The sequence below is a fragment of the Sphingomonas sp. Leaf407 genome, assembly GCF_001425385.1.
In the GTDB taxonomy this organism is placed as follows: domain Bacteria; phylum Pseudomonadota; class Alphaproteobacteria; order Sphingomonadales; family Sphingomonadaceae; genus Sphingomonas.
On record NZ_LMQO01000006.1, the window covers coordinates 34,691 to 57,547 of the forward strand.

Genomic DNA, 22,857 nt, shown 5'->3' on the forward strand with positions numbered 1-22,857 from the left:
TGACCCGCGCCTGCGTATTATAATTACCGCAACGCGACATTTTGTTCGCAACTGCCACAAGGGTTGAGCCTGTCATTGTGACGGCGCATAGCGCGGCCATGACACCAAAAGCCAAGCTCGCCCGCCCGCTGGAAACGCTGCTGGTCGACAGCGCCTTGCCCGGCGAACTCGAAGGTCTCGATGCCGCCGCGCGGAGCGATGCGGCGCAGTTCGTCGCTGCCACCGCCGCGCATCGCTCGCCCGGCACGGTCAGCGTCGCGCTGGAGACGCTGACCCGGGGTGACGCGCGGCGGATGCGCCTTGCGGTGGTCAACGACGACATGCCGTTCCTCGTCGATTCGATCGCGGGGACGATCGTAGCGCACGACATCGCGATCGACCGCATCCTCCACCCGGTCGTCAGCGTCACCCGCGACGCGGCGGGCACGCTGACCGGCATCGATGGCGAGGGCCGCCGCGAATCGATGATCTATATCGAGATGGAGCGCGCCGATGCCCGCGTCCGCCACGCGCTGATCGCCGAGATCGAACGCAATCTCGACCATGTCCGCGCCGCCGTTATCGACTGGCGGGCGATGCAGGCGGCGATGCAGGGCGATGCCGCGCGGCTGACCGCGAATGCCGACACCGCCGAAGATGCCGCGCTGCTCGGCTGGTTCCTCGCCGGCAATCTGACACAACTGGCGCACGAACGCTGGTCGCGCGACGGGGTGGTGTCCGACCGGCTCGGCCTGTCGCGTGCGCGGCTCGACGTGCCGCTGCTCGCCGACGCCTCGCGTAGCCGTGCGATCGAATGGTTCGACGCCGGCAACGTCCAGCCGCTGCTGCTCAAGTCGAACTGCATCTCGACCGTTCACCGCCGCGCGCCGATCGACCTGATTCTCGTCCCCGTTCGCGACGGCGAGCGCGTCACCGGCCTGTCGATCCACGGCGGATTGTGGACCAGCGCCGCGCTCCAGGCCGAACCGGCCGACGTGCCGGTGCTTCGCCGCAACCTCACCGCGCTGCGCGCCAAGTTCGGCTTCGATCCACAAGGCCATGCCGGCAAGGCGCTGGCACACGCCATCTCGACGCTGCCGCACGACCTGACCACCGCGCTGCATCCCGAATCGCTCGAACAACTGGCGCTGACCGCGATGTCGGTCGCCGACCGGCCACGCTCGCGGCTCGTGCTGATCCGCTCGGCGCTGGGGCGGCACCTGTTCGCCTTCGTCTGGCTGGGGCGTGACGATGTGACGACGCAGCGCCGCCTCGCGATCGGCGACATGCTGGCGCAGGCGGCGAATGCGGCGATCCTCAACTGGTCGATCGCGATGGAGGATGGCGAGGCGGCGCTGCTGCGCTACGTCCTCGACCTGCGACAGGACGGGCGGATGCCCGATGCCGCCGATCTCGACCGGCGGATCGAACGCATGGTGCGCGGCTGGCGCCCGGCGGTCGAGGCGGCGCTGGCCGAGCGCGTGCCCGAAGGGGCGACGCGCATGGCGCTGCGCTTCGCCAACGCCTTTCCGGCCAACTACCGCAACTCGAATCTCCCTGAGGAAGCGGCCCGCGACATCGTCCGCGTGGCGGGGCTGACCGATGCCGGGGCACGCTCGGTCCGCATCATCGGCGGCGAGGGGCAGGCGCTGCGCATCAAGGTCTATCGTCGCGGCGGCGCGCTGGCGCTGTCGGACGCGGTGCCGGTGTTCGAGAACTTCGGCTTCCGCGTGGTCGAGGAACTGCCGACCCGGCTGGAGGACGACGAGAAAAGCTATATCCACGACTTCGAGGTCGCGCTGACTTCGGGCGGGCAGCCGCGCTTCGACTATACCACGGTCGAACATGCGATCGAGGCGGTGCTGGAGAACCGCGCCGAGAACGACGCCTTCAACCGGCTGACCGTCGAGGCGGGAATCGCGCCTGCCGCCGTCGTGCTGCTGCGCGCATGGTTCCGCTATCTGCGCCAGACCGGGGTCAGCTACAGCCTTGCCACCGTGGTCGACGCGCTGCGCCGCGCACCCGGAGTCGCCACCGCGCTGATCGAGCGGTTCAACGCCGCGCACGACCCGTCGCGCGCCGACCGGGAGGCGGCGATCGCCGCCGCCGACGCCGCGATCGAGGCCGGGCTCGACGCCGTCTCGGCGATCGACGACGACCGTATCCTGCGCAGCTATCGCGGGGTGGTGGCGGCGACGCTGCGCACCAACGCCTTCGCACCCGCCGCCGCCGAAGCGCTCGCCTTCAAGCTCGACAGCGCGAAAGTGCCCGGCCTGCCCAAGCCGCTGCCGTGGCGCGAGGTTTTCGTTTACAGCCCCCGGGTCGAGGGCATCCACCTGCGCGCCGGCCCGGTCGCGCGCGGCGGCCTGCGCTGGTCCGACCGGCGCGACGATTTCCGCACCGAAATCCTGGGACTAATGAAGGCGCAGCGCGTCAAGAACGCGGTGATCGTGCCGACCGGGGCCAAGGGCGGTTTCTACCCCAAGCAACTCCCCACCCCCACCAACCGCGACGCATGGATGGCGGAGGGGACCGAAAGCTACCGCATCTTCATCCGCACGCTGTTGTCGATCACCGACAACATCGTCGACGGCAAGGTAGTGCATCCCGAGCAGGTGACGCTCCTCGACGGCGAGGACCCGTATTTCGTCGTCGCCGCCGACAAGGGCACCGCGACGTTCAGCGACGTGGCCAATGCGCTGGCGCTCGAACGCGGCTTCTGGCTGGGCGACGCCTTCGCCAGCGGCGGCAGCGTCGGCTATGACCACAAGGCGATGGGCATCACCGCCAAGGGCGGATGGATCTCGGTCCAGCGCCACTTCCTCGAACTAGGCACCGATGTGCAGACCCAGCCGATCGACGTGGTCGGCTGCGGCGACATGTCGGGCGACGTGTTCGGCAACGGCATGCTCTTGTCGAAGGCGATCCGGCTGAAGGCGGCGTTCGATCATCGCCACATCTTCCTCGACCCCGCGCCCGATGCGGCGGCAAGCTGGACCGAACGCGACCGACTGTTCGCCCTGCCCCGGTCGAGCTGGGCCGATTACGATCCCTCGCTGATTTCGGACGGCGGCGGCGTGTTCCCGCGCACCGCCAAGACGATTCCCCTCACCGACCCCGTCCGCGCGATGCTGGGGGTGAGCGAGCGCGAGATGGAGCCGACCGCGCTGATTGCGGCGATCCTGCGCGCGCCCGTCGACCTGATCTGGTTCGGCGGCATCGGCACCTATGTGAAGGACCGCGCCGAGAGCCATCTGGACGTGGGCGATCCCGCCAACGACCGGATTCGCGTCGACGCGCAGACGCTGCGCGCCAAGGCGATCGGCGAAGGCGCGAACCTTGGCGTCACCCAGGCGGCGCGCATCGCGTTCTCGCTGAACGGCGGGCGGATCAACACCGACTTCATCGACAATTCGGCCGGAGTTGATTGTTCGGACAACGAGGTCAACATCAAGATCGCGCTCAACCGCGAAGTGATCGAGGGCCGCCTCGCGCTCGACGATCGCAACGCGCTGCTGGCGCGGATGACCGACGACGTCGCGCATCTGGTGCTGGAGGACAACCGGCTCCAGACGCTGGCGCTCTCAGTCATGGAGAATGACGGACCCGTCGCGGTGCCGAGCTATGTCCGCGTCATCGAGATGCTGGAGGCGGCGGGCAAGCTCGACCGAGTGGTCGAGGGGCTGAGCGGCAACGACGACTATATCCGCCGCGCGCAGGACGGCCTCGGCCTCACCCGCCCCGAACTGGCGGTGCTGCTCGCGAGTGTAAAATTGGCGCTACAGGACGCGATCGAACACGCGCCGATCGCGACCGACGACGACATGACCGGCGACCTGCTCGCCGCCTTCCCCACCGAGATGCGCGAGACGCAGCAAAAGGCGATCCTGTCGCACCGGCTGCGCGGAGAAATCGTCGCAACCAAGCTCGCCAACCGCATCGTCAACCGGCTGGGCGTACTCCACGTCTATGAACTGGCCGAGGAAGAAGGCGCGGCGCTGGCCGACATCGCGGCGATGTTCGTCGCCGCCGAGCGGCTGTTCGACATCGACGCGCTCTACGACCGGATCGAGGGGGCCGACATTCCCGAACGCGCGCGCATCGCGCTGCTCGATGAAGTAGCCGTCGGCATGCGCTCGCAGATCGCCGATCTGCTGCGCGCCTTTCCGGCGGGCACCAGCGCGGCGGAAGCGGTTGCGCATCTCGCCAAGGGGGTCGCCAGCCTCGCCACCCAGGCCAAGGCGCTGCTGCGTGCCGAAGCCGCGCAACAGCGCGACCGGATCGCCGGCGTGTTGCAGGATGCCGGTGCCCCGCAGGATCTGGCGGGACAGGTCGTGCGGCTGTTCGAGCTCGATGGCGCGGTCGGCCTCGCCGATCTCGGCCGCCGGTTGAAGCTGGACGAGACGAAGCTGACGCAGGCGTTCACCCATCTCGGCTTCGCGCTGGGGCTCGACTGGGCGCAGGCGGTGGCGGCGCGCATCCAGACCGGCGATCCATGGGAACGGCTGCTGATCGCCGGCCTCGCCCGCGATTTCCAGCAGTTGCGCTTCGATTTCCTCGGCCGGCGCGCGGGCAAGGACCCGCAGGCGGCGGTCGAGGCATGGCTCACCGCCAATGCCCCGCGCGTCGCGCAGTTCGCTGCCCTCGTCCACCGCGCGCGGCAGGCGCCGGTACCGGGTGCTGCGATGCTCGCGCAGATCGCGGGACAGGCGCGGGTGTTGCTCGGCCGCTGATCGCTACCGTACCCGGCCGTTGCGGCACGGCGGTGCTTTTCCCACATGGGCGATTCGAAAGGATCGCCCATGTTGCTCGATCGTCGTCGCCTGCTCGAACTCACCACTCTGACCGGCCTTGCCGCACTGATCGGTTGCGCGCCGGGCGAAAGCGCGGCCGCGCCGAACTTTCCGCTCAAGCTGACCGACGCCCAGTGGAAGGCGCGGCTGACCCCGGCGCAATATGCGATCCTGCGGCAGGAGGGGACCGAGCGGCCGTACAGCAGCCCGCTCAACAAGGAAAAGCGCGCCGGCATCTTCGCCTGCGCCGGCTGCACCCGCCCGCTGTTCAGCTCGAAGACCAAATTCGAGAGCGGCACCGGCTGGCCAAGCTTTTATGCACCGCTGAACGGCGCGGTCGTAGACCGGACCGACCGCTCGCTGATGATGAGTCGCACCGAAGTGCTGTGCAGCCGCTGCGGCGGGCATCTCGGCCATGTGTTCGACGACGGCCCGCCGCCGACCGGCAAACGCTACTGCATGAACGGCGATGCGATGACGTTCCGCGCGGCCTGACCCGGCCCTTCGTCATCCCCGCGCAGGCGGGGATCCATACACGCCGACGTTCCGGCTGGACTCGAAACGGTAGCGTCTATGGGTTCCCGCCTTCGCGGGAACGACGATCGCTGGAGGCTATGCCCAAAACGCAAACCGGCCCGGCGCTCTGGGGGAAGCGCCGGGCCGGTTCTGCCGTCGAAGCGGATACTTACTTGAGCGCCGCGACTTCCCGGTCGAGCGCGCCATGACCGGTCGGCAGCGCACGGGCGACCTGCACCGGCGCGACCGAGGCGACGACCACCGTCGTCACCGGCTGCGCCTTGGCGATCACCAGCGGTGCGTCGAACGGGCTGACCTGCGGCGCATGGCCCGAATAGATGAAGCCGTTGGTCGGATAGGACGAGGTGCCGAGGCCACCGAGCGGGCCGAACCATACCTTCACCTGGCTCCAGTCGCCCGCCGCCGACACGTCCACCGCGCGCACGTCGCGCTCGATGCCGCCGCGACGCGACCAGTTGGCATGGGTGAGCAGCACTTCACGCGCGCTGACGATCTTCGACACCATCGCGACATGGCCCAGACGCATCCGTGACGTCGCGGCGAACGACAGGACCGACCCTTCCTTCGGGGCATGGCCACGCTCGTACTTGCCGGCGGCCTGGTTCCACCAGGTATGGGCGTTGCCGAAAATCTCGACGCCCGAGATTTCGCGGGCATAGGGGGCGCACTGCCAGAAACGGGCCTGCGCCGGAGCCACCATCGTCAGGGCGCACAACACCATCAGCGCGAAACGCGCTGCGAAACCACCAAAACTCATCTGACCCCCAGGCCCCAATTACGCTGTGAGCGGTACCAAGCAGGGTTTTCTTCGCTCGGGAACCCCGGCAACGACTCGACCGGAACCTTTTCCGACGAAGCGTGTTTGCGCGGCGATGACCGGCGGTTGGTCGACGGATCAGGGCCGTGTCGCCGTCCGTTCATCGCCCGGACAGGCTGCCCGACGACGCCCTGGTCGATTCGGGGACAACGCTTTGCGCGCACCGGTCAAATGCGACGAACCGCATGACGGAATTGTTGCAATGCAGCAGCGTCCATGTTCGGATGTGTCGCGGGACGTTGCCCGAACGGTTCGTTCAGCAAGCTGTTAACCAGTTTCGGGCAATCTCCTGTCGGTTAATCCGGGGTGGGAGTTTGGATGATGGCGACTGCACGCAAACCGGCCGAAGGCGCGATGACGCTGGCGGAAATGAAGGAATTCGCGGGCTTCTCGTCCGCCACGCAACGGTATATCCGCCGCGCGCTCGACGTCGGGCTGGACCGCGACGATGCGATGAAGCGCTGGTCGCGCGACGTGGTGGAGGCGGCCAGCATTCGCGCGCAGGCCCGCGTCTATGACCGGTTGCCCGACATTCGCGCCTGCATCCCCGACGACAGCGGGCTCGACGCGATCGAACCGTTCATGACGCCGCTGCTGCTCGTCACCGCCTTCGATCTGGGACAGGGGCGGCTGACCACCTTCGGCGCCTATCGCTTCCTTTACGAACGGCTGGTCGGCGCCGAGGCGCGGCCATGGCTGCCCGCCGCGTTCTGCGCGTCGGCGGCGCTGCCGCACCTGCACCCCGAACTGCGCCGCAAGCTGCTCCAGTCGCTCAGCGAAGCCGCCGCCACCGCCTCGGGCTGGTCGCTGCGGCAGCCGGTGTTCTATCCGGCATGGGTCGAAAAGGTCGAGGCCAGCGCGCCGATGCACTGAGCAACATATTACTCCCCTCCCTGACAAGGGAGGGGCTGGGGGTGGGTCGGCCCGCGAGGAAGCGTACCAGCGCCCCCGAAACCGACCCACCCCCGCCCCCTCCCTGTCAGGGAGGGGAGAGTTACCTCACCGACACGCACCGCCCATTCCGCGACTGGCCTGGTCGAAATGGAAATGGTCGCGGTGCGCCGCATTGTAATCGGGCGACAGCACGGTCGAGAACACGCCACATGCCCCGTCGCGCACGTCGCGCAGGAACGCCGCCTTGTCGGCGTCCGCCTTGCCCTGCCCGGCGGTCCAATCGCTGACCACGCTGATCCGCCGCCCATCCTCCAGCACGAACGCGGCAATATCCAGAGCGTTGGCGGTCGAATGTTCGCTGAACGCCCCCGAATCGCGGCCATAGAGCCGGCGACAGCTATAGCTGCCGAAATGCTCGATCCGCGTGACGCCGCTGCCAAAGCGCGCCTGTGCGGCGGGCTGTACCACCTGCCATTCCCATAGCGCCAGCGCGGCGGCGACGCGGCACGACACGCCAACCCCGGCCGGGGCATAGGCAAGGTCGCGCGATCCCCCGGCGTTCAGCCGCACCGCATCGTCATAGCCGCATTGCGCCCCGCCATCGCGCGGCGGCAGTGCGGTATAGCGCACCCCCGCCGCATCCAGCAGCGCGCGACATCCAGCGAAATCATCCTTCAAACCGCCGATCTTGGAGCGGGTGAACATGCCGATCGGCTGCGACAGGTCGAGCGGGGTCCATGGCACGTCCTGCGGCCGGCTGCGCACAAAGGCGTAGAGCGCGAAGCCGATCGCCACCAGCACCGCCAGCCAGACAAGCGTGCGGACACCGGCCGAAAGCGCCTTCACCCGCGCACCGTCCGCGCCATCGGCTCGGCCGTCACCGGATAGCCGAGATCGTCCGGGATCGTCAGCCAGTCGCCGTCCGCCCGTCGCTCGACCCATGGCGTGATCGTCCGCACCGGCCAGCGCACGGCATCGGCCAGCACGCCCGCGACGTCACGCTGTGCGGCGAGCCGTTCGAGCACCCGCCGCGTCGGGAACAACAGGCTCGCCGCCCCCCGGTCCGCCGCCGCCAGTACCGCGCCCGGCCGAAGCCATGCCGCGCTCCGGTTCTCGGTCCCGTCGACCACCGGTTCGGGGGCGTCGTGGGAACAAGCCGCAACATAGAAATGCGTATCGAACACCCGGCTCACGCCCCGGTCGGGCAACCACCGCGCATAGTCGATCAACGGCGTCGGATCGACCGGCCCGATCGCGCCGAGCACCTGCCCCTCCGCCAGCGCTGCCCGCATCGCCGCGACCTCGCCCGCCACGCCGATCGCGATACCCGCTTCCTCGATCGTCTCGCGGATCGCCGCCAGTCGCGGTGCCAGAGCCTCGTCTCCCATCGCCAGCGCCAACGCGCGGTCGCCGGGGTCGATCCGCCCGCCGGGAAACACCATCGCCCCGCCGGCGAACGCCATCGCCGCCGCCCGCTCGACCATCAGCACCTCCAGTGCGCCCGCCCGGTCGCGAAGCAGGATCAGCGTGGCGGCGGGGATTGCGCCGGTCACGGCCGCGGCACGGTCAGCAGCCGCCATCCCTCGGGCAGATAGTCGATCGGCATATAGTAATAGAAGCCGCACGACCGGTCGCCGCGATAGCTGCTCCCCTTCAACAGCCCGATCGCGGTCGTGCCGATGAAGATCGGCCCGCCGCTGTCGCCGCCGCGACAACTGGGTCCGGCGACCGCGACCCACATCGGCAGGCACGCGCCGCCGCACAGGTCGCCCGACGGCGCGAAATCGGTCATCAGCACCCGCGCGCAGCTATAGCCGCTGCGCTCGCCCCGGTGACAGACGAGGTCGCCGACCCGCGTCGCCGCCCGGCCCCGCTGGTGCTCGACCTGCCGCACCTGCGTTCGCGCGGTATCGGCGAAGAATACCGCCCGGTCGGCCAGCGGTGACAGATTGACCTGCACGTCCTGAAACCCCCAGCCCCATTGCCCGACGAACGGCAACGGAATGCGCGATCCGTCGGTCGCGATATGCTCCAGCGTATCGGGGCAGTGCGCGGCGGTGACGATCGCGGTCCGCTCACCGTCGCTCACCGCGAAACCGGTGGTGCAGATATAGCGCCGGCCATTGACCGGGTCCGGCCCCATCACCTGCGATCCGCCGGGCACCACCGGCCCGACCAGCGGCGACGGCGGAGCATCAAGCGCCGCCGTACCGGCGAGCAATCCGTCCGGCCGGTCAGCGGGGGCGAGTCGCACCGGCACGTCGGTCAGCCGCTCGATCCGCTTGCGCAATTGCTCGCGGTCGCCTGCCGCATCGGCCCCGCCGATCATTATGACCAGCTCGCCACGCCGCGCATCGATGCCCATTGCGGGGGGCCGTGCCAGCATCGCGCGGATCGCCGCCTGATGCTCGCGGATCGCCGCCAGCAGTTGGTCGCGGGTGGCCTTCGCCCCGGTGCGAAAGCGCACCACGACGGTCGCCTCCCCCGCCTGCGCCATCATGTCGGCGACGGGCTTGCGCCCGGTCAGCAGCACGCTGACATCGCCACCGGTATCGAGCGACAGGCCGGCCAGCCGGTCGCGATACGCCCCCTCGATCCATTCGGTCAGCGCGACGCTCGCCCCCTGCGCGCGCAGTTCGGCGAGCGCGGCTTCGGCCGTGCCGCCTTCGGTCCGCGCCACCTCGGCGGCATCCACCGCCAACGCCTCGGCCTCGCGCTGCACCGGCCACACCTGCGCGGCGGCGGGACCAGCCACCGCCAGCGCAAGCAAACTCAGCACGCTCCGGTCAATCCAGCCGACGCGCCAGTTCCTTGTTGAGCGCCAGCGCCGCCAGCGTACCCACCGCACCCGACAGCAGGTACAGCCCCGATGCGAACAGCCCCAGCTTGCCCGCCAGCGCAAGTGCCACCAGCGGCGCGAAGCCCGCGCCGAACAGCCAGGCGAGATCGGAGGTCAGCGCCGCGCCGGTGTAGCGCGAATCCTTGGCGAAGTTCGCCGCGACCGTGCCCGACGACTGGCCGAACGACAGCCCCAGCAGGATGAAGCCGGTAATCATGAACGCGATCTCGCCCGCATCGCCACCGTTCAGCAGCAGCGGGGCAAGTCCCGAGAACAGCGCGATCGCGACCGCGCCGAAGCCGAGCAGCGTGCGCCGACCGACATGATCGGCCAGCACGCCCGAAATGACGATCGCGAAGATGAAGAAGATCGCGCAGGCCGTCTCGATCCACAGGAAACGGGCGATCTCCTGTTCGGTGAACAGGAAGATCCACGACAGCGGGAACACCGTGACCATGTGGAACAGCGCGAAGCTGGCCAGCGGCACCAGCGCGCCGATCACGATCGTCTTCCATTCGCGGCCGACCGTGGGCAGCACCGGCGATGCCTTCAGCTCGCGATTCTCGAACAGCGCGGTATATTCGGGCGTCACGACGATGCGCAGCCGCGCGAACAGCGCCACGACGTTCAGCGCAAAGGCGACGAAGAACGGATAGCGCCAGCCCCAGCTAATGAAATCCTCGGCACTCATATAGGCGGTGAAGAACGCGAACAGCGCGCTCGCCACCATCAGGCCGAGCGGCGCGCCAAGCTGCGGGATCATCGCATACCAGCCGCGCCGGTCCTGCGGCACATTGAGCGCCAGCAGCGAGGCGAGACCGTCCCATGCGCCGCCGAGCGCAATGCCCTGCAGGATACGCAGCGCCGCCAGCAGAATCGCCGACCATGCGCCCACCTGTGCGTAGCTGGGAAGGAAGCCCATCGCCACGGTCGAGGTGCCGAGCAGGAACAGCGCGATCGTCAGCTTGGTGCCGCGCCCGTGCCGCCGGTCGATCGCCATGAACAGCAACGTGCCGATCGGCCGCGCGAAGAACGCCAGCGGAAACAGCGCGAAGGAATAGAGCGTGCCGGTCAGCCGGTCGACATACGGAAACATCAACTGCGGGAACACGATCACCGATGCGATCGCATAGACGAAGAAGTCGAAGAATTCCGAGGTGCGCCCGATGATGACGCCGATGGCGATCTCCTCGGACTGGACGCTGATCTGGTCCTCGCCGTTGCCGGACGTGTTGACCGCCCGGGCATCGGCCTCGAGGTCGCGGGAATGGACGAAGGCCTCGGCCATGGGGACTCCAAGCATGCGGCGCGGCATGCGCGCGGGTGTAGACAGAATATGCGCCCGTTATCGCAATGCACCAAACACCGGGATAGGACAAAATGTCCTATCGCAGTGCAGCATCGGGCAGCATAGGTCGCGCGCATGATCCAGCCCCGCTCGCTTCCGTGGCACCGGCCACTGCGTTCGCTCCTGCCGCTCGGGCTCCTGCCCGCGCTCGCCGGCTGCGACATGGTCGTGCTCAATCCCGCCGGCGATGTCGCGCGCCAGCAGGCCGACGTCCTGATGATCTCGGTCGGCCTGATGCTGCTCATCATCGTTCCGGTGATGGTGCTCACCGTCTGGTTCGCGTGGAAATATCGCGCCGCGAACGAGAAGGCGACGTACAAACCCGACTGGGACCATTCGACCGGGCTGGAACTCATCATCTGGTCGGGACCGCTGCTGATCGTCATCGCGCTCGGCGCGCTGACGTGGATCAGCACCCATCTGCTCGACCCCTATCGTCCGATCGGACAGATTTCGGCGGGCAAGCCGGTGCCGCAGGGGCAGCAGCCGCTGGAGATCCAGGTCGTCTCGCTCGACTGGAAATGGCTGTTCATCTATCCCGAGCAGGGGATCGCGACCGTCAACCGGCTGGTGATCCCGGTCGACCGGCAGGTCCGCTTCCGCCTGTCGTCGTCGTCGGTGATGAACACCTTCTATGTCCCCGCGATGGCCGGCATGATCTACACCATGCCCGGCATGGAGACGAAGCTGCACGCGGTGCTGAACCGTCCCGGCACCTTTGAGGGCATGTCGGCGCATTACAGTGGCGCTGGCTTCTCCTACATGAACTTCAAGACGACCAGCACCGACCAGGCGGGCTTCGACCGCTTCGTCGCGGGTGTGAAGGCGATGCCCAACCGGCTCGACACGCAGCGCTATCTGGTGCTGGAGCGGCCGAGCGAGAAGGTCGCGCCGATGGGCTTCGGCGGCGTCGAGCAGGGCCTGTTCACCCGCATCGTCCAGATGTGCGTGAAGCCCGGCACGCCGTGCATGACCGAGAGCATGCACCACGGCGGCCCCGACGGCGCGCTGGGCGGACCGACCAACAACCGCCTGCCGCCGCAGGGCGAGGATACCAAGGGCGCGCTCGAAAAGGCCCCGTCCGACTATGGCGTCAGCCCGCACAGCAGCGGCGACGCCCCCGAAGGGTCGAAGGCCGCGCCCGGCAGCAACCAGCCGGGCAGCGCCAAGAACCGTAACATGACCCGCATCGCACCGAGCGCGATGCCGGGCCGCCCCGCTTCGGCGCAAGGCTGAGACACATCATGTCCGATACCCTTACCAAGCTGATCTTCGGTCGTCTCACGATCGAAAGCTTCCCGATCCACGAACCGATCATCGTCATGACCTTCGCGGCGGTCGCCATCGGCGGCGCGGCGGTGCTGGCGGCGCTGACGTACTTCAAACTGTGGGGCTATCTCTGGAAGGAGTGGTTCACCACGGTCGATCACAAGCGCATCGGGATCATGTATATGATCCTCGGCATCGTCATGCTGCTGCGCGGCTTTGCCGACGCGATCATGATGCGCGCCCAGCAATCGATCGCCTTCGGCCAGAACGAAGGCTTTCTGAACGCGCACCATTATGACCAGGTGTTCACCGCCCACGGCGTCATCATGATCTTCTTCGTGGCGATGCCGCTGGTCACGGGGCTGATGAACTACATCGTGCCGCTCCAGATCGGCGCGCGCGACGTGTCGTTCCCGTTCCTGAACAATTTCAGCTTCTGGATGACCGCGTCGGGCGTGGTGATCGTGATGGCCAGCCTGTTCGTCGGCGAATTCGCCCGCACCGGCTGGCTGGCGTTCGCGCCGCTGTCGGGGCTGGACTACTCGCCCGACGTCGGGGTCGACTATTATATCTGGGCATTGCAGTTGGCCGGCGTCGGCACATTGCTGTCCGGCGTCAACCTGATCGCGACCATCGTCAAGATGCGCGCGCCGGGCATGGGCCTGATGAAGATGCCGATCTTCACCTGGTCGGCGCTCGTCACCAACATCCTGATCGTCGCCGCCTTCCCGGTGCTCACCGCCGTGCTCGCGATGCTGTCGCTCGATCGCTATGTCGGCACCAACTTCTTCACCAACACGTTGGGCGGCAACCCGATGATGTACGTGAACATGATCTGGATCTGGGGCCATCCGGAAGTCTACATCCTGATCCTGCCGGCGTTCGGCGTGTTCTCGGAAATCGTGTCGACCTTCTCGGGCAAGCGGCTGTTCGGCTATACGTCGATGGTCTACGCGCTGCTGGTCATCACCATCCTGTCGTACCTCGTGTGGCTACACCACTTCTTCACCATGGGGTCGGGGGCGAGTGTCAACTCGTTCTTCGGCATCACCACGATGATCATCTCGATCCCGACGGGCGCGAAGATCTTCAACTGGCTGTTCACCATGTATCGTGGCCGCATCCGCTACGAACTGCCGATGCTGTGGGCGATCGCGTTCATGCTGACCTTCACGGTCGGCGGCATGACCGGCGTGCTGCTCGCGGTGCCGCCCGCCGACTTCGTGCTGCACAACTCGCTGTTCCTGATCGCCCACTTCCACAACGTCATCATCGGCGGCGTGGTGTTCGGAATGTTCGCCGGCATCAACTACTGGTTCCCCAAGGCGTTCGGCTTCAAGCTGGACAAGAAATGGGGCCTCATCAGCTTCTGGTGCTGGTTCGTCGGTTTCTGGGTCGCGTTCACCCCGCTGTATGTGCTGGGGCTGATGGGCATCACCCGGCGTCTGCGCCACTTCGACGATCCGTCGCTCCAGATCTGGTTCATCATAGCCGCGATCGGTGCCGCGATCATCGCAGTCGGCATCGCCGCCTTCCTGGTGCAGATCGCGGTCAGCATCATGAACCGCGACAAGCTCCGGGATTTCACCGGCGATCCATGGGGCGGGCGCAGCCTCGAATGGGCCACCTCGTCGCCGCCGCCCGACTATAACTTCGCGTTCACGCCGGTCGTCCACGATCTCGACGCGTGGTACGACATGAAGAGCCACAAATACGCCCGGCCGGTGGACGGCTTCACCGCCATCCACATGCCGAGCAACACCTGGGCGGGGATCGTGCTGGCGGGCCTGTCGACCGTGTTCGGTCTGGCGATGGTCTGGTACATCTGGTGGCTGGCGGCGCTGGCGTTCGTCGCCGTGATCGGCACCGCGATCGTTCACACCTTCAACTACAAGCGCGACTTCCACATTCCGGTGGAGGAAGTCATCGAGACCGAGGCACGGCGCACCGCCGACCTCCAGGCCGCGGGGGCGTAAAGACCATGGGTTCGTCGGTACAAATCCCCGCAGGCGCGTCGGAGCGCGCCTATCATCTGGCGGAGGAGCATGAGCATGAAGCCGGGTCGAGCACGATGCTCGGCTTCTGGCTCTACCTGATGAGCGACTGTCTCATCTTCGCCATGCTCTTCGCCTCCTATGGCGTCTATTCGGGCAGCACCGCCGGCGGCCCGGACGCCAAGGAGCTGTTCGACCTGCCGCTGGTCGCGCTCAACACCGCGATGCTGCTGTTCTCGTCGATCACCTACGGCTTCGCGATGATTTCCGCCGAAGAGGGCAAGAAGGCGGCGACGCTGCGCTGGCTGGCGATCACCGGCGTGTTCGGTGCCTGCTTCCTCGGCATCGAGCTGTACGAATTCAGCCACCTGATCCACGAAGGCGCAGGACCGCAGCGCAGCGCGTTCCTCTCGGCGTTCTTTACGCTGGTCGGCACCCATGGGCTGCACGTCACCTTCGGCATCGTCTGGCTGACGACGCTGATGGTGCAGGTCGCCAAGCACGGCCTGGGCGCGGCCAACATGCGCCGGCTGATGTGCCTGTCGCTGTTCTGGCACTTCCTTGACGTCATCTGGATCGGCGTCTTCACCTTCGTCTATCTGCTGGGAGTCCTTTGATGGCCGGCCACGCCCACCACGACGCGCATAGCCACGATCATGGCCACGGCGGCCACGGCGACGCCCCCGCCCATGGCTCGCGCCGCGAATATGTCATCGGCTTCCTGCTCTCGGTCGTGCTGACCGCGATCCCCTTCGGTCTGGTCATGACCGGCGTCATCGCCGATCCGCGCCTGACCGCCGGGCTGGTGATGGTCTGCGCGGTGGTGCAGATCGTCGTCCACATGATCTACTTCCTGCACATGAACACCAAGTCGGAGAACGGCTGGACGCTCATGGCGCTGATCTTCACGGTCGTGCTGGTCGGCATCACCATCGCCGGGTCGCTGTGGGTGATGTATCACATGAACGTCAACATGATGCCGCAGATGGGCGGAGACATGAGCTCGATGTGACCCTGCGCCGCGCGCTGCCGGTCGGGCTGATCGCCCTCGTCATCGCCGGCCTGATCGGGCTGGGCCTGTGGCAGTTGCAGCGCCGGACCTGGAAGCTCGACCTGATCGCGCGGACCGAAGCGATGCTGAAAGCACCGCCGGTCCCCGCCCCGCCGCCCGGAACCCCGGTCGGCGGACAAGACGAATACCGCCCGGTGGTCGCCACCGGGCGGTATCGCCCCGCCAGCGACACCTATGTTCAGGCCGTGACCGTGCTCGGCGGCGGCTTCTGGGTGCTGACTCCGCTCGACACCGGACGCTTCACCCTGCTGGTCAATCGCGGCTTCGTGCCCCCTGCCCAGCGCGGCAAGGTGCCGCCGCCGACCACCCCCGTCACCGTGAGCGGCCTGCTGCGCCTGACCGAGCCGGGCGGCGCGTTCCTGCGCTCGAACGATCCCGCCGCCGACCGCTGGTATTCGCGTGACGTGGGCGCGATCGCGGCGAAGCGCGGGGTCGCGCCGGTCGCCCCCTATTTCATCGACGCGGGCGCCAGCACCGGCTGGCCGCGCGGTGGCCTGACCGTCGTCACCTTCCGCAACAACCACCTCGTCTATGCGCTGACGTGGTTCGGTTTGGCGGCGCTGCTGGGCGGCATGACATGGTGGGCGACCCGGCGGCGAGGCTAACCTTCTCCCTGGAAGGGAAGGGTCGGGGGTGGGTTGGGTTGCGAGGGAACGTAGGCGCTCTACAAGCAGCCTACCCACCCCCAGCCCCTCCCTTGTCAGGGAGGGGAGCCAGCACCGCTACCGCCCACGCCCCCGCCCCCCTACATACCGCCCATGCAGCCCGCCCGCCCGCTCCTGCCGCCGCGCTTCCTGCCGCCCGCCGACGGCGTCGGGCGCAACATGCTGTTGCTGGTGCAGTTGCGCTGGCTCGCGGTCGGCGGACAGCTCGCCACGATCCTCGTCGTCGACGGGCTGCTCGGCATCCGCCTGCCGCTGCTCCCGATGGCCGGGGTGCTGGCAGGCCTCGTGCTGCTCAACCTGCTGACCCTCGCCCGCCGCTCGCGCTGGAGCGACACCAACCTGCCGATCTTCGCCGCGCTGGTGCTCGATGTCGCCTCGCTGACCGCGCAACTCTATCTCTCGGGCGGGGCGCGCAATCCGTTCGTCTCGCTCTATCTGTTGCAGGTCGTGATCGGCGCGATCCTGCTGCCACAATGGTGGAACTGGGCATTGGTCGCGATCACCAGCGCCGCCTTCGCGCTGCTCGCGGTCGTCTATCGCCCGCTTAGCCTCCCGCCAGGCTATGCCAGTGACCTGTCCGATGCGTACCTGATCGGCAACTGGATCAACTTCGTGCTGGCCGCGACGCTGCTCGTCGCCTTCGTCACCCGCATCGCCGCCAACCTGCGCGACCGCGACGCCAAGGTCGCCCAGCTCCACAACCGCGCGGTCGAGGAGGAACATATCGTCCGCATGGGCCTCCTCGCCAGCGGTGCCGCGCATGAACTGGGCACGCCGCTCTCGTCGATCTCGGTGCTGCTCGGCGACTGGAAGACCGAACCCGCGATCCGCCGATCCCCCCGCCTCGCCGCCGAGGTCGACGACATGCGCGGCGAGATCGCGCGCTGCAAGGACATCGTCTCGGGCATCCTGTTCGCCGCCGGCGAAGTCACCGGCGAAGCCCCGACCCGCACGACGCTGCGCACCTTCCTCACCGCCACGCTCGACCGCTGGCGCGGCAGCGATCCGGCGCGCGCAACCTTCGAGGACCGGCTCGGCCCCGACGTGCCGATCGTCGCCGACCGCGCGCTGGCGCAGGCGATTACCAACCTGCTCGACAATGCGGTAGAGGCCGGCGGCCGCGCCATCGCGCTGGTCGCGCTGCGCGACGGGGCGATGCTGCGCCTGTCTGTCCGCGACGACGGCCCCGGCTTCGCCGCCGCCATCCTCGCTGCGCTGGGCAAGCCGTACAATACCAGCAAGGACCGGCAGGGTGCCGGGCTCGGCCTCTATCTCGCCACCAACGTGCTGCGTCCGCTGGGCGGCACGATCGAGGCGGTGAACCGCGAGAGCGGCGGCGCCGAAACCACCCTCGTCCTGCCGATCGAATCACTCGCGCTGGAGAAACCGCGATGACCGCGCCCCGCCTGCTCATCGTCGAGGATGACGCCACCTTCGCCCGGACGCTATGCCGATCGTTCGAGCGGCGCGGCTATGCCGTCGAAGTCACCGGCGGTCCCGACCGGCTGGAAGACCTTGCCCGCGCGTTCGATCCCGGCTTTGCGGTCGTCGACCTGCGGCTGGGCGGTGCGTCGGGCCTCGCCTGCGTGTCGACGCTGTCGGCGATCGATCCGGCGATGCGGATCGTCGTGCTGACCGGCTTCGCCAGCATCGCGACGGCGGTGGAGGCGATCAAGCTGGGCGCGACCAACTATCTCACCAAACCCGCCAACACCGACGAGATCGAGGCGGCCTTCGCCAAGGTCGAGGGCAATGTCGCCGCCGACCTGACCGCCGCCCCCACCTCGATCAAGACACTGGAATGGGAACATATTCACCAGACGCTGGCCGACACCGGCTTCAACATCTCCGAAGCGGCCCGGCGGCTGGGCATGCACCGCCGCACGCTGGCCAGAAAACTCGACAAGCGGCATTTGTCGTGAAACTTCGCCATTCAGGGGGTGCGAAACGCCCCCGGCCCTGTGCTATGATGCGCCGCAAAGGGGAAACGGTTCATCGTGCGGCAGCATCGGTAGCGATAGACCGGCCCGCACCCGTAGAGTGTCAAGGATGAGAGCGATTTTCCACAACCGCCACCGCTTCGTAACTCCGGCCCGCCGTCTGCTGATCGCGGGCATCGCGCTCGGCTGCACCGCCGCCGCCGGCGCGCAGGTACTGCCGCCGCCGGTCGTGCCGACGCTGCCGCAGACCACCGGCGTGACCATGGCCGTGCCGGTCCTCACCCCGGCGCAGGAAGGCGAACTCGCCCGGCTGATCGCCCGCGACGAAGTGGCGCAGGGGCTGAAGGACCGCGAACCCGCGCTCGCCTCGCTGACCGGCCCGGCGCTGGTGCAGGCAGCGCTCGACCATGCCCGCGCGGTCCGTTCGGGCCGGCTCGACACCGCCGATTTCCAGACCGACTGGGCGATGCGGCCGCAGCCGTTCGATCCGCTCCCCTCGCTGCGCGCCGCCGTGGCGCAGAACCGGCTGGCATCGTGGGTCGCCGCGCTGCCGCCGCCCTATGCTGGCTATGACACGCTGGTCGCCGGCCTCGCGCGCTATCGCAAGATTCAGGCGGCGGGCGGCTGGGGCACGATCGGCGCCGGGTCCGAACTGAAACTGGGCGGTCGCGGACCGCAGGTCGCGGCGCTGCGCAAGCGCCTCGCCGCCGAGGATTCCGAGGTATCGGCCAGCGGCGACATGTTCGACGCATCGCTGCTCGACGCGGTGCGCCGAGCCCAGCGCCGCTATGGCCTGAACCCCGCCGGACAGGTCGGCGCGCAGACCATCGCCTCGCTCAACGTGCCGGTCAGCGAGCGGATCAAGCAGATCAAGGCCAACATGGAGCGCTGGCGCTGGTTGCCGACGCAACTTGAGAAGGACCGGATTCAGGTCAACATCGCCGCCGCCGTGCTGACGGTGTTCGACGGCGATCAGCCGGTCACGTCGATGAAGGCGGTGACGGGCCGTCCGGGCGATGAAACCCCGATGCTGACCTCGACGATCCACTCGATCGTGCTCAATCCGCCATGGAATGTGCCGTCGTCGATCGCCGACAAGGAACTGTGGCCCAAGGAGCGGGCGAACCCCGGCTATCTGCGCCGCAACGGCTTCCGCGTGATCGACACCGGCAATGGTGGCAAGCGGCTGCAACAGGCGTCGGAGCGCAGCGCGCTCGGCCGGTTCAAGTTCGATTTCGACAATCCGTTCGCGGTCTATCTCCACGACACCCCGGCGCAGTCGGGCTTCGCCAAGTTCGATCGCCTTGCCAGCCATGGCTGCGTCCGCCTCGAAAAGCCCGAGGATCTCGCCCGGCTGTTGCTGCGCACCACGCCGCAATGGCCTGATACGCAGATCGACGCGACGCTCGCCTCGGGCAAGACGGTGCGCGCGCAGGTCGCCAATCCGGTGAAGGTGTACCTCCTCTACTGGACCGCGTTCGCCACGCCCAACGGCACGATGAGCTTCCGCGAGGACCCCTATAAATGGGACGGCGTCCTCGCCAACAAGATCGCCGCGCGGTCGGACAAGATGCAGGTCGCCGCGCGATGAAGGGGGTACGAATGAACCGGAAATTTCGTGGGCTGATGCTGGCGGGCAGCGCGTTGCTGCTCGCCGGGGGTCTTGCCGCCTGCTCGAACGACACGGTCGACGAGGCGCCGATCGAGAACAGCGCGTTCGACGAGGAGGCACCGCCGCCGGTCGAAGCCAACACCGACGTCAGCTACGAACCCGTACCCGACATCGTCGGCAACGCGACCGCCGCCGCCCCGGTCGAGGACCTGCCGCCGCCCCCGCCGCCGGTCGAGCCCGACCAGCAGGTCCTCGACGACGCCTCGGCCACCGGCCTAACCTCGCGCAGCACCCGCGGCGAACCGACCCCGCCGGCCGACGACGCCCCGGTCGACGACGTCATGTCGAACCAGTCGGGCGAGTGATCCCCCCGCCCGGCGCATGGCGCGCCGGGCGACTGTCCTACAGCGGCAGTATTTGCCAGAGTGTCGGCAACGCGCGAAACCGCGTCCGCTATTTGACATGACTGCAACCCTCCCTCGCCCCTGACAGGGGAAAGGGATGCGCGGACCTGATCCTTGCGCAGCAAAGTCCGGGGCGATCGACGTTCAGCCGATGCTACCGCTTTTCGTCGTTCCCGCGCAGGCGGGAACCCATAGACGCAACGGGTCCGGTTCCATTGCTGGCACTGGCGTGTATGGATCCCCGCCTGCGCGGGGATGACGCGGGGAGGGGGCGAAGGCAAATCCCCCTGTCAGAGCCGACTGTCGATCCGCACTGATAGAAACAAGCGGAACGGGCACACTGAAGCAACCACGCACCGCTGCGGACACACCGTCTCAAGCGACTACATTATGCGGGCATCGCAACATCTTGGCGACACTATCGTCGAACGTGCGCGAAGGTCAGTCCGCAACTACGCCAATCCGCCACAATCTAACCACGAATCGCATCACGAGTGTAAAGTTTGTAAACTTTGGCCACCGCGTTCCGGCACGGCCAAGTACCGGTCAGGCCGCGTTGGCGACCGGCTCCGGCTGACCAACGCCTTGATCGGCATAGGCAATGTCGAGATACAGGTTGGCCAGTTCGTAATGGGCGTGAACCACCTGGGCATGGTCGGCGCGCTGCGCCAGTTCCAGTTGCTGTTCCGCACGACGCACGAAGTAGGACATTTCGTCCGGGCCGATCAAAGACACGCTAACCTCTCGCGGGCGGTATCCGCCCTGTTTGACAATCGCCCGGTTCAACCGGACGTCGTATCAACGCCCGACCCCGGATCGGGGATGCCTGTCGCCGCAAATTCTGACGCGGTCATGACACCACCGGTCGCGGGATCGCGGCCGTTGGCGCTCAGATCCGCCGGTGCTTGCCGCCGTAGCGCCCGCCGATATAGGCACCCAGCCGGTCCATCTCGGATGCGGCGGCGACCACCGCATCGCTCTGGCACGGCAGCGGATCGCGCTCGCGATCGGCGGCGCGCATCGCCACCTTCGCCGCCAGATCCTCGATGTCGGCACGCGAGAGCAGGTTCTTCTCGCGAAGCAGGCAGAGCAGGCTCTGCAAGATCACCATGCTCTGTTCACCCACGGCATCACGCGGTTCGATTCCAGCCATCGTTCCTCTCCTATATTATAGGGTGAGGATATGCCGATCGCCGCGCGATGCAAGGGGTGTGCCGTTTAGTTCAATCCACCTCCCAGCGTCCGGTACAGCGTGACGAGGTTGGTCGCCCGCGCCAGCCGGGTCTGCACCAGCGTCTGCCGCGCGGCATAGCTGGTCCGCTGCGAATCGAGCGTGGTCAGGAACGAATCGATTCCCGCGCGGTAGCGCGCATCGGACAGCCGGGCAGCGGTTGTCGCGGCGGCCGCCCGCGCGGTCTGCGCCGACAGCCGCTCGCCGATCGTGCCGCGGGTCGCCAGCGCGTCGGCCACCTCGCGGAACGCGGTCTGGAGCGTATCCTCATAGGTCGCGACCGCGCCCAGTTGCTGCGCGCGCGCCACCTCGACGTTCGCCCTGCGCCGGCCGCCGTCGAACAACGGCAGGCTGGCGGTCGGCGAGATCGAGAAATTCTCGGTTCCCGCGCCGAACAGCCCGCCGAGCGCGGTGCTGATCGTCCCCAGCGTCGCGGTCAGCGAGATCGTCGGGAACATCGCCGCCCGCGCCGCGCCGATATTGGCGTTGGCGGCATAGAGCTGCCGTTCGGCCTGCAACACGTCGGGCCGGCGCAGCAGCACCTGCGACGAAACGCCGGCGGGCAGGTCGGTCAGGATCGGGTCCTGCACGCCCAGCGTCGTCGGCAATTGCTCGACCGGCACGGTGGTGCCGGCGAGCAGGTTGATCGCATTCTGGTCCTGCGCGATCTGCGCGGTCAGCGTGGCGATGTCGCTGCGGGCCTGCTGATAGTTGGTTTCGGCCTGCTGCACCTCCAGCTCGGAGATGACGCCGACGCGGAACTGCGCCCGCGTCAACTCCAGTGACCGGCCGAAACTGGCCAGCGTATCGCGCGAGATCTGCAACTGGTCCTGATCCGACGCCATCGTCAGCCACGCGGTCGCGATCTCGCCGATCAGCGCGATGCGGGCGGCGCGCTGCGCTTCCTCGGTCGCGAAGTATTGCTGGAGCGCTGCCTGGCTCAGATTGCGGACCCGGCCGAACAGGTCGAGCTCGAACGCCGAAAAGCCGACCGACGCCTGATAGATTTCGAGGTTGCCCGACGATTGCGCCGGCACCCCGCCGGCGGCACCGCCACTCGCGCCACCGGCTCCGGCACCACCCGCCCCGCCCAGCGCGCCGAACGGGTTGTTGGTGTAGGTGACGCCACCGTTCGTCGTGGTGGTCGGTACCCGGTCGGCGCGGGTAATGCGGTATTGCGCGCGCGCCTGCAGCACGTTCGCCGCCGTCACGCGCAGGTCGCGATTGTTCTCCAGCGCGGTGGCGATCACCGCCTGCAACCGGGGATCGGTAAAGAACTCGCGGTAGCCGATCTTCGTCACATCGGCCTGTTCGGGCCCCAGCGGCGGATAGGCCCCGCCTTGCGGCAGGGTCAGCGGGATCGCGCCGTCGGGCCGGACATTCTTGGGCGCGAGGTTGCAGGCGGCCAGCGCGGTCGTCGCGCCGAGGATCGCCAGGGTACGCAGGGTCATCATATGCTTGCC

Annotated in this window: 20 protein-coding genes; 12 read left to right on the plus strand and 8 right to left on the minus strand. The window is 67.8% G+C overall.

Going from position 1 to position 22,857, the window contains the following annotated elements; translation table 11 throughout:
* The first annotated feature begins 98 nt into the window (after positions 1–98).
* Both ASG37_RS15810 and msrB read left to right on the plus strand, forming a co-directional pair.
* Positions 99–4,712 carry an NAD-glutamate dehydrogenase domain-containing protein gene (locus ASG37_RS15810; RefSeq protein ID WP_055762604.1) on the plus strand — a complete coding sequence of 1,538 codons (4,614 nt, stop codon included), beginning with the start codon at positions 99–101 and terminating at the stop codon, positions 4,710–4,712.
* A gap of 69 nt (positions 4,713–4,781) precedes the next feature.
* A complete protein-coding gene (msrB, locus tag ASG37_RS15815) occupies positions 4,782–5,267 on the plus strand; it encodes a peptide-methionine (R)-S-oxide reductase MsrB (protein WP_055762901.1) in 486 nt (161 codons plus the stop codon).
* 190 nt (positions 5,268–5,457) lie between these two features.
* Here the strand turns inward: msrB and ASG37_RS15820 are convergent, their stop codons facing one another.
* Entirely contained in the window at positions 5,458–6,066 is a 609-nt protein-coding gene (locus tag ASG37_RS15820) for a CHAP domain-containing protein (RefSeq protein WP_055762607.1), read from the minus strand.
* 381 nt (positions 6,067–6,447) lie between these two features.
* Between ASG37_RS15820 and ASG37_RS15825 the strand changes: the two genes are divergently transcribed.
* Positions 6,448–6,999 carry a hypothetical protein gene (locus tag ASG37_RS15825; protein ID WP_055762904.1) on the plus strand — a complete coding sequence of 184 codons (552 nt, stop codon included), beginning with the start codon at positions 6,448–6,450 and terminating at the stop codon, positions 6,997–6,999.
* A gap of 126 nt (positions 7,000–7,125) precedes the next feature.
* Here ASG37_RS15825 and ASG37_RS15830 read toward each other — a convergent pair whose 3' ends face one another.
* The 4 genes from ASG37_RS15830 to ASG37_RS15845 are packed head-to-tail and all read right to left on the minus strand — an operon-like array spanning position 7,126 to position 11,147.
* The gene (locus ASG37_RS15830; protein ID WP_055762610.1) at positions 7,126–7,866 is read right to left on the minus strand and encodes an extensin family protein; all 741 of its coding nucleotides are present in this window, start codon (positions 7,864–7,866) and stop codon (positions 7,126–7,128) included.
* Positions 7,863–8,573: an NUDIX hydrolase gene (locus tag ASG37_RS15835; protein WP_235525271.1), complete on the minus strand. Its 711-nt coding sequence runs from the start codon at positions 8,571–8,573 to the stop codon at positions 7,863–7,865. Before ASG37_RS15835 ends, ASG37_RS15830 begins: the two co-directional genes overlap by 4 nt.
* Positions 8,570–9,799, minus strand: coding sequence for a S1 family peptidase (locus ASG37_RS15840; protein WP_235525272.1), 1,230 nt, complete (start codon positions 9,797–9,799; stop codon positions 8,570–8,572). The genes ASG37_RS15835 and ASG37_RS15840 overlap by 4 nt, the downstream gene beginning before the upstream one ends.
* Before the next feature lie 7 nt (positions 9,800–9,806).
* Positions 9,807–11,147, minus strand: a complete 1,341-nt coding sequence (locus ASG37_RS15845; RefSeq protein ID WP_055762616.1) for an MFS transporter — start codon at positions 11,145–11,147, stop codon at positions 9,807–9,809.
* Between the two features lie 135 nt (positions 11,148–11,282).
* On the opposite strand from ASG37_RS15845, the gene cyoA reads away from it, so the two are divergent.
* The 9 genes from cyoA to ASG37_RS15890 all read left to right on the plus strand — a co-directional run bounded on the left by cyoA (position 11,283) and on the right by ASG37_RS15890 (position 20,124).
* The gene (gene cyoA, locus ASG37_RS15850; protein WP_055762618.1) at positions 11,283–12,443 is read left to right on the plus strand and encodes a ubiquinol oxidase subunit II; all 1,161 of its coding nucleotides are present in this window, start codon (positions 11,283–11,285) and stop codon (positions 12,441–12,443) included.
* Between the two features lie 8 nt (positions 12,444–12,451).
* On the plus strand, positions 12,452–14,452 hold the full coding sequence (cyoB, locus tag ASG37_RS15855) for a cytochrome o ubiquinol oxidase subunit I (protein ID WP_200909842.1): 2,001 nt from the start codon (positions 12,452–12,454) through the stop codon (positions 14,450–14,452).
* Between the two features lie 5 nt (positions 14,453–14,457).
* Positions 14,458–15,087 (plus strand): cytochrome o ubiquinol oxidase subunit III, encoded by a 630-nt coding sequence (gene cyoC, locus ASG37_RS15860; RefSeq protein WP_055762625.1) that lies wholly within the window; start codon positions 14,458–14,460, stop codon positions 15,085–15,087.
* Positions 15,087–15,482 (plus strand): cytochrome o ubiquinol oxidase subunit IV, encoded by a 396-nt coding sequence (gene cyoD / locus ASG37_RS15865; protein WP_055762629.1) that lies wholly within the window; start codon positions 15,087–15,089, stop codon positions 15,480–15,482. The genes cyoC and cyoD overlap by 1 nt, the downstream gene beginning before the upstream one ends.
* Positions 15,479–16,147 (plus strand): SURF1 family protein, encoded by a 669-nt coding sequence (locus ASG37_RS15870; RefSeq protein WP_055762633.1) that lies wholly within the window; start codon positions 15,479–15,481, stop codon positions 16,145–16,147. Before cyoD ends, ASG37_RS15870 begins: the two co-directional genes overlap by 4 nt.
* A 153-nt stretch (positions 16,148–16,300) precedes the next feature.
* Positions 16,301–17,602, plus strand: a complete 1,302-nt coding sequence (locus ASG37_RS15875; RefSeq protein ID WP_055762636.1) for an ATP-binding protein — start codon at positions 16,301–16,303, stop codon at positions 17,600–17,602.
* Complete coding sequence (locus ASG37_RS15880; RefSeq protein ID WP_055762638.1) at positions 17,599–18,129, plus strand: response regulator transcription factor; 531 nt, start codon at positions 17,599–17,601, stop codon at positions 18,127–18,129. The genes ASG37_RS15875 and ASG37_RS15880 overlap by 4 nt, the downstream gene beginning before the upstream one ends.
* Before the next feature lie 127 nt (positions 18,130–18,256).
* A complete protein-coding gene (locus ASG37_RS15885) occupies positions 18,257–19,738 on the plus strand; it encodes a L,D-transpeptidase family protein (protein WP_082448573.1) in 1,482 nt (493 codons plus the stop codon).
* 11 nt (positions 19,739–19,749) lie between these two features.
* On the plus strand, positions 19,750–20,124 hold the full coding sequence (locus ASG37_RS15890; RefSeq protein WP_055762641.1) for a hypothetical protein: 375 nt from the start codon (positions 19,750–19,752) through the stop codon (positions 20,122–20,124).
* A gap of 585 nt (positions 20,125–20,709) precedes the next feature.
* Here ASG37_RS15890 and ASG37_RS15895 read toward each other — a convergent pair.
* From ASG37_RS15895 to ASG37_RS15905, 3 genes are all read right to left on the minus strand, one after another.
* Entirely contained in the window at positions 20,710–20,874 is a 165-nt protein-coding gene (locus ASG37_RS15895) for a hypothetical protein (protein WP_235514985.1), read from the minus strand.
* Positions 20,875–21,052: 178 nt separating this feature from the next.
* Positions 21,053–21,316 (minus strand): hypothetical protein, encoded by a 264-nt coding sequence (locus ASG37_RS15900; RefSeq protein ID WP_055762647.1) that lies wholly within the window; start codon positions 21,314–21,316, stop codon positions 21,053–21,055.
* A gap of 65 nt (positions 21,317–21,381) precedes the next feature.
* Positions 21,382–22,845, minus strand: a complete 1,464-nt coding sequence (locus ASG37_RS15905; RefSeq protein WP_235525274.1) for an efflux transporter outer membrane subunit — start codon at positions 22,843–22,845, stop codon at positions 21,382–21,384.
* Between the last annotated feature and the right edge of the window lie 12 nt (positions 22,846–22,857).